7 protein-coding genes are annotated in these 7033 nt (G+C 48.4%); 5 read left to right on the forward strand and 2 right to left on the reverse strand.

The window, feature by feature from the left end; translation table 11 throughout:
* Window positions 1–303: 303 nt before the first annotated feature.
* The 5 genes from grpE (at window position 304) to rsgA (ending at window position 5777) form a co-directional block, all read left to right on the forward strand.
* Entirely contained in the window at window positions 304–1047 is a 744-nt protein-coding gene (gene grpE / locus ACUVQO_RS06635; RefSeq protein WP_445925097.1) for a nucleotide exchange factor GrpE, read from the forward strand.
* A gap of 146 nt (window positions 1048–1193) precedes the next feature.
* Window positions 1194–3122, forward strand: a complete 1929-nt coding sequence (dnaK, locus tag ACUVQO_RS06640; protein WP_445925098.1) for a molecular chaperone DnaK — start codon at window positions 1194–1196, stop codon at window positions 3120–3122.
* 109 nt (window positions 3123–3231) lie between these two features.
* Window positions 3232–4365: a molecular chaperone DnaJ gene (gene dnaJ / locus ACUVQO_RS06645; protein ID WP_445925099.1), complete on the forward strand. Its 1134-nt coding sequence runs from the start codon at window positions 3232–3234 to the stop codon at window positions 4363–4365.
* Window positions 4362–4640 carry a sulfurtransferase TusA family protein gene (locus tag ACUVQO_RS06650; protein WP_445925100.1) on the forward strand — a complete coding sequence of 93 codons (279 nt, stop codon included), beginning with the start codon at window positions 4362–4364 and terminating at the stop codon, window positions 4638–4640. The genes dnaJ and ACUVQO_RS06650 overlap by 4 nt, the downstream gene beginning before the upstream one ends.
* A gap of 6 nt (window positions 4641–4646) precedes the next feature.
* Window positions 4647–5777: a small ribosomal subunit biogenesis GTPase RsgA gene (gene rsgA / locus ACUVQO_RS06655; protein ID WP_445925101.1), complete on the forward strand. Its 1131-nt coding sequence runs from the start codon at window positions 4647–4649 to the stop codon at window positions 5775–5777.
* Window positions 5778–6267: 490 nt separating this feature from the next.
* Here the strand turns inward: rsgA and ACUVQO_RS06660 are convergent, their stop codons facing one another.
* Entirely contained in the window at window positions 6268–6639 is a 372-nt protein-coding gene (locus tag ACUVQO_RS06660; RefSeq protein WP_445925102.1) for a hypothetical protein, read from the reverse strand.
* A gap of 99 nt (window positions 6640–6738) precedes the next feature.
* On the reverse strand, window positions 6739–7033 hold a 295-nt coding region (locus tag ACUVQO_RS06665; protein ID WP_445925103.1), incomplete at its 5' end, for a hypothetical protein.

Consider the following 7033-nt stretch of genomic DNA (forward strand, 5'->3'; position numbering starts at 1 on the left):
GATGAAAAGTTTATGAGTTTATCTCGCACTTTGAATCAAGAGGTTGCAACTGTTGAGTGGTTTTACTTAGGAAAAGCAACCTCGTCTCCCGTTTAGATCAGGTGAAATCAGGTTTCAATGTGGGGCAGATCTGCGAGATGTGAAGCTACTCTAAAGAAATTTTTGATTAAATGAACTCAAGATACCTATAGTTGGGCAGACTGGTCTAGGGTCTGTTTGGTGCCTGATCAGTTCCTGAAGCGACTAGGATGAAATTTAGTGACTAGGTGACAGTCTTGCAAGAATGCAATTGGGAAGCACACAATGATTAACGAAGAACATCGAGAAGAGGGAACGCAAGTTGCTACGGCTGGTTCTGTAGGTGCTGTTGACCAGGCTTCGCACAGCACTTCAGAAGAAGGTAGTTCTATGGAAAGTAGCATTCCTGGAGTAGAGCAGGGTACTTCGGATATGGCGGGGGATACCTTACCAGGAATGGATGGAGAAGCAGATACTACAGCCACTACTGAGGCTGACTATCAGATGAAGATAGCAGACTTGGAGCGGCAGATTCAGGATCTGAAAAAGAGCTTGGAAGACCGAACTAATCAACTGATGCGAAGTCAGGCTGATTTTGAGAATTTCCGGAAACGGACGGCACGGGATAAGGAAGATTGGGAGTTAAAAGCGACCTGTGCAACCATTAATACGTTGCTGCCCGTAATCGATAATTTTGAGCGGGCACGATCGCAGCTAAAACCGCAGACTGACCAGGAAACTACGATTCATAAGAGCTACCAGAGTGTGTACAAACAGCTGGTGGACTGCTTGAAGCAGATTGGTGTGTCCCCGATGCGGGCCGAAGGTAAAGAGTTTGACCCCAACCTGCATGAAGCCGTTATGCGGGAATCGACCAGCGAGTATCCTGAGGGAACCGTGATCGAGGAACTACAGCGCGGCTATATGCTGGGCGATCGGGTATTGCGCCATGCTCTGGTTAAGGTGGCTGTTCCGCCTGAGCCTGGGATGGAATCGGGGAGTTCTGATCAGGGAGGTTCGGACAGCTAAGAAATTGCTTCGGCGCTGGCTCCAGGTTTTAGCCGGACTGTTAGGGTCAGTGCAGCTTGGGCAGTTAAACGGTAAACCTGACCCCTGGGATGTACCCGTTTTTAGCCCGTTGACACATTACCGTATGTCCTCTACTGCCACTTGCTATGGGAAAAGTTATCGGAATCGACCTGGGTACAACCAATAGTTGTGTTGCTGTCTTAGAAGGTGGGCAACCAATTGTCATCTCCAATTCTGAGGGAGGACGCACCACCCCCAGTATGGTTGGCTTTGGCAAAGCGGGCGATCGCTTAGTCGGACAGTTGGCTAAACGTCAAGCTGTCACCAACGCTGAGAACACTGTCTTCAGTATCAAGCGGTTTATTGGACGACGCTGGGATGACACGGAGCAGGAACGAGCACGTGTGCCTTACAACTGTGTGCGTGGGAAAGATGACACGGTAGATGTGCAAATCCGGGGAAAAAGCTACACTCCCCAGGAAATCTCGGCTATGGTTTTGCAAAAACTGAAGCAAGATGCCGAGAGCTATCTGGGAGAAACGGTGACTCAGGCCGTAATTACAGTACCGGCCTACTTCAGTGATGCCCAACGGCAGGCGACGAAAGATGCAGGGACAATTGCTGGCCTGGAGGTATTGCGGATCATTAATGAACCCACGGCAGCGGCACTGGCTTATGGCCTGGATAAGCAAGACCAGGATCAATGTATCCTTGTCTTCGACTTGGGCGGCGGCACCTTCGATGTCTCAATTCTACAACTGGGAGACGGCGTGTTTGAAGTGAAAGCCACTTCTGGGAATAACCATCTAGGCGGGGATGACTTTGATGATGTACTCGTGCGCTGGATGATTGAAACCTTCAAATGTCAAGAAGGAATTGACCTGTCGATCGACAAGATGGCCCTGCAACGGCTCCGAGAAGCGGCAGAAAAAGCCAAAATTGAACTGTCCAGTACCCTTACTACGTCGGTCAACCTGCCTTTCATTACTGCGGACGAAACTGGGCCAAAGCATTTGGAAATGGAAGTTACCCGCGCTAAGTTTGAAGAACTAGCCAGCGAGCTGATCGAGAGTACCATCCAGCCAACAGAGCAAGCACTCAAGGATGCTGGTCTGACGATCGACCAGATCGATCGGATTCTACTGGTGGGTGGTTCTACCCGGATTCCAGCGGTACAAGAGGCGATTCGGCAATTCTTCAATAACAAAGCTCCCGATCGCTCGATTAACCCGGACGAAGCAGTAGCCTTAGGAGCCGCAATTCAGGCTGGAGTCCTGGGGGGTGAGGTGAAAGACCTGCTGCTGTTGGATGTCACGCCTTTGTCACTGGGGATCGAAACCTTGGGAGAAGTGTTTACCCGTATTATCGATCGCAACACCACCATTCCCACCAGCAAAACCCAGGTCTTCTCCACCGCTACTGATGGACAGACCTCGGTCGAAGTTCACGTCCTTCAAGGAGAACGGGCGATGGCGAAGGATAATAAGAGCCTAGGCAAGTTCCAACTGACTGGTATTCCCCCGGCTCCTCGCGGTGTGCCTCAAATTGAGGTGTCTTTTGATATTGATGCTAACGGGATTCTCAAAGTCTCTGCTCGTGATAAGGGTACCGGCCGGGAACAGAGTATCTCTATTACCAATACGGGTGGCTTAAGTGCGGTGGAAATTGATCGGATGCGTCAAGAAGCCGAAGTGTATGCAGAAGCCGATCGGGAACGCAAGGCTCTGGTGGAAATGAAAAATCAGGCCGATGCCTTGTTCTACACCTATGAAACCACCATGAGGGATAATAGCGAGCTGATCAGTGAGGAGCTGAAAGCCCAGGCGATAGAACGTGTTGCTGAACTGAAAGCGGCAATCGCAGATCCCAAAACTACGGCTGAGGAGATGAAGCACAAACTGGATGCGTTGCAGCAGACGTTACTGGAGATTGGGGCAGAAATTTACAAACGTTCTGCTGAGGCCGAAGACAATTTTCCCCCTCCCTATCTGGATGAACAACAAGACATCACCGCTGCCTACGACTTTGAAGAGGCAGATGAGACGATCACAGCCGACTATGAAGCGGTAGATTAGAGGTTAGTAACGGCACACGTTGTTGGCTCAAACAGTCTGGAATAAAAATTCGCTCCTGAAGCGAGAGATTTATTCGCTAAGGTATAGAGGAGATAGGTGAAAACGTGCTATGGCTGGTGATTATTACGATATCCTTGGTGTTTCTCGCGACGCTGACAAGGAAGAAATCAAGCGTGCTTATCGTCGCTTAGCACGAAAGTATCACCCTGATGTAAATAAAGAAGCGGGTGCCGAAGAACGCTTTAAGGAAATCAACCGGGCCTACGAGATTCTCTCAGAGCCGGAAACCCGTGCTCGGTACGATCGCTTTGGGGAAGCAGGAGTCAGTTCTACGGCTAGCCCTGGCTATCAGGACTTTGGCGACTTTGGCGGATTTGCTGCTGACATTTTTGAAAGTTTCTTTAGTGGCTTTGGCGGCGGCATGGGCACCCAAACCGCTGCCCGCAAGCGTGGTCCCACTCGTGGAGATGACCTGCGGCTGGATCTTAAACTCGACTTCCGGGAGGCTATCTTTGGGGGCGAAAAGGAAATTCGTATCAGCCACTTGGAAACCTGTAAAACCTGTTCTGGTACTGGGGCCAAGCCAGGAACCCGGCCTCGTACTTGCCCTACCTGTAATGGATCAGGCCAGGTAAGACGAGCTGCCCGTACCCCCTTTGGTAGCTTTACTCAGGTTTCTGTCTGTCCCACCTGCAATGGTGCTGGCCAGATAATTGAAGATAAGTGCGAAAGCTGTGGTGGTCGGGGTCTGCGTCAGGAAACGAAGAAGCTGAAAATCACGATTCCTGCTGGGGTCGATAATGGCACCCGGTTACGAGTATCAGCAGAAGGGGATGCTGGACAGCGCAATGGGCCACCGGGCGATCTCTATGTTTATCTCTTCGTCAACGAGGATCCCCAATTTCACCGGGAAGGAATTAATATTCTCTCGACACTGAAGGTCAGCTATCTGCAAGCGATTCTTGGATCCCGCGTTAATGTTAATACAGTCGATGGCTCTGAAGAATTGCTGGTGCCACCCGGAACCCAACCCGGAACAGTGTTAATCCTGGAAGGAAAAGGGGTGCCCCGTTTGGGAAATCCGGTGAGTCGAGGCGACCACTTAATTACGGTGCAGGTGGACATTCCCACTAAGGTGTCGGCGGAAGAACGGGAACTTTTGGAAAAACTTGCCAAAATTCGGGGCGATCGCACCGAAAAAGGGGGCATTGAAGGCTTCTTTGGTAAGGTGTTTGGCACATGAGCGATTCACCTTCCTTGAGTCCATTTGCTGCAGCCGATAGCCACCTCGATCTGCGGGGAACTCCCTGCCCAATTAATTTTGTTCGTACCAAGCTACGGCTAGAGCAAATGGCTCCTGGCCAACTACTGGAAGTCTGGCTCGATCCAGGGGAACCGATCGAGCAAGTCCCCGATAGCTTGAAAATGGAAGGCTACCTGATTGAGCAAGTCGCGGAACAGTCTGATTTCTTTGCCGTGAAAGTTCGTTGTCCGGTTTCGGAATCCTCCCCTCATTAAGAAGTTATGAGTTCTGATCCTCAGGATTCATCCCACCCGCCATCTGTGCCCCTGTCAGGTACTGTTCTGGCAGTACAGGCTAACTATTATCAGGTGCGATTAGATGGAGATCAGGGATCAGGGACAGGCAGCGACGAATCCAAAGTCCAAAATCTAAAATCTAAAATCCTGCTCTGCACTCGTCGATCGCGCTTAAAAAAGCTGGGTCAGCGGGTAATGGTGGGCGATCGGGTGGAAATTGAAGAACCGGACTGGCAGGGACAGCGAGGAGCCATCTCTGCTGTATTACCACGTCGTTCTGAACTGGATCGGCCTCCGGTGGCCAATGCAGATCAGATCTTGCTGGTCTTTGCGCTGGAGGAACCGACCTTGGATCCTTATCAACTTAGCCGATTTTTGGTAAAAGCAGAGTCTACTGGTTTGCAGGTGGAGTTATGTCTCAGCAAAAGCGATCTGGTGTCTGCCGCCGATCGAGAGAGCTGGCACCAGAGATTAACCATCTGGGGACATGAACCGATCTTCATCAGTGTGCATCAGGCGATCGGGTTAGCAGCACTTAAGGTTCATCTGAATCATCGAATTACGATCGTGTCTGGGCCATCTGGAGCGGGCAAGTCCAGCTTAATTAATACCCTGATCCCCCAGGCGAATCTGCGGGTGGGAGAAGTTTCTGGTAAGCTAGCGCGAGGACGACATACCACCCGTCATGTGGAGTTGTTTGAACTACCAGAGGGCGGGTTGCTGGCAGATACACCGGGATTTAACCAGCCGGAACTGGATTGCCCGCCTGAAGCCCTGGCTCACTATTTTCCGGAGGCTCGACAACGTCTCTCTACATCAAGCTGCCAGTTCAGTAATTGTTTGCATCGCCATGAACCGGGTTGTGTGGTGCGGGGTGACTGGGAACGGTACGACTATTACCTGGATATGTTGGATGAGGCGATCGTGCGTCAACAAGTGTTAGGGCGGATGGGCGATGAAGAAACCAACCTGAAACTTAAAACCCGCAGTCGAGGCCAACAAACCTACGAACCAAAGTTAGCAACCAAGAAATACCGTCGCCCCTCTCGTCGCACCCAACAGCAAGAACTGCAGGCGTTGCAGCATGAAGAGGAGTTATCTTGGGACAGCGATTAGAAGTAACTTAACGTTTAAGACGCTCTTCCTATAAGAGGGTGTTTTAAAAGCCCCGGTTTATACCCTTGATCTGTAAGGGCGTAGCATTTGGGTAATAGTTTTGCGGTAGTTTTTAGGGATTCTTAGCCGAATGCCACGCCCCTACACAGGGCGATCGCGACTTCTCAAACATTCTATAAATCAATTCCGAACAATTAGGGTTGAAATTCTAATCAAATTACATTACAAATTTCGTAATTTCGAGTTTAGCCTTTCTCTTTTTTTCGATCCAAATAAAGTTTTGAGTCCTTTGAATGAATTCGTAAATGCCAGTACATTCCATCATTTCTCTCAGGAATCCATAAGTCATTCAGCCATGTCTTGACTTCAGAATATGGAATAACGAGCATACAGTCTGCTGAGCCACATCCTAAAATCAGTAAACCTCTTTCAGCAGATTCTAAAAACTCTTGCTAGTAAGGATGAAATGCAAGCCAGTAAGCAGTATATCCTACTCTCTTATGAATCTTGGAAATTGCACAAACCAGGGCAGTTTTATTATCAGAAGTGCTATAAGTTGAGCGAAGCGCTTTAAAAATATGAGGTTTTCAAGATTTGAGAACCTATTAATACACGCTTGATGAAAAGCAGCAGGATCAAACTTTTTGTCTTGCTTTTGATCACCTTGTTGATTATCTAGTTCCTCTTCAAAAATTTCATCTTCTGAGGATTCTTCCTTTTGAACCTCTTTTGTGGTGAAGAATACGATTTCAATAATTTCATCAAGGCGAGTATATTCTTTTGGCACTAAAATCTTACAAATTCTATCGATACAGATTTTTCTATCGTCAACAGACTCTTGTAAGACAAGTAATTTCAACAAAGCTTCAACACTAATAAGATGTATATCCCATGCATACTTCGAACCCCAAATCTGAGCTTCTAAATCTCCAGTGTCCTGTCTACCGACAACAATTAGAATTTAAGAGAACTCTTCACTGATTTTGCCGTTTGAGATTAAATTTCTTCTATACTCTGCAATACTTTTAGTATCAATTCGATAAGCATCTGTTGTTTTTATTTCAACAACAACATGATGTCCATTTGGAAACTGCCAAAGCTCATCATTACCAATATCACCCTTTGTACCACGATACCTACCATCAACTACCTGAAAACCTAATCGTCGTCCTAGTTGATTCACAACATCTTGAAGTGCAAACCCCTGAGTGGTGCAGAAAACTTTTTTGAGTCTCATGATGGATAACCTGAACGAC

Source organism: Leptodesmis sp., from assembly GCF_052746595.1.

Bases quoted from the DNA above. Each gene is read 5' to 3' on its own strand.
- rsgA (WP_445925101.1), top strand. From the start codon at position 4,647: ATGAGTTCTGATCCTCAGGATTCATCCCACCCGCCATCTGTGCCCCTG.
- dnaJ (WP_445925099.1), top strand. From the start codon at position 3,232: ATGGCTGGTGATTATTACGATATCCTTGGTGTTTCTCGCGACGCTGAC.
- ACUVQO_RS06650 (WP_445925100.1), top strand. From the start codon at position 4,362: ATGAGCGATTCACCTTCCTTGAGTCCATTTGCTGCAGCCGATAGCCAC.
- dnaK (WP_445925098.1), top strand. From the start codon at position 1,194: ATGGGAAAAGTTATCGGAATCGACCTGGGTACAACCAATAGTTGTGTT.
- grpE (WP_445925097.1), top strand. From the start codon at position 304: ATGATTAACGAAGAACATCGAGAAGAGGGAACGCAAGTTGCTACGGCT.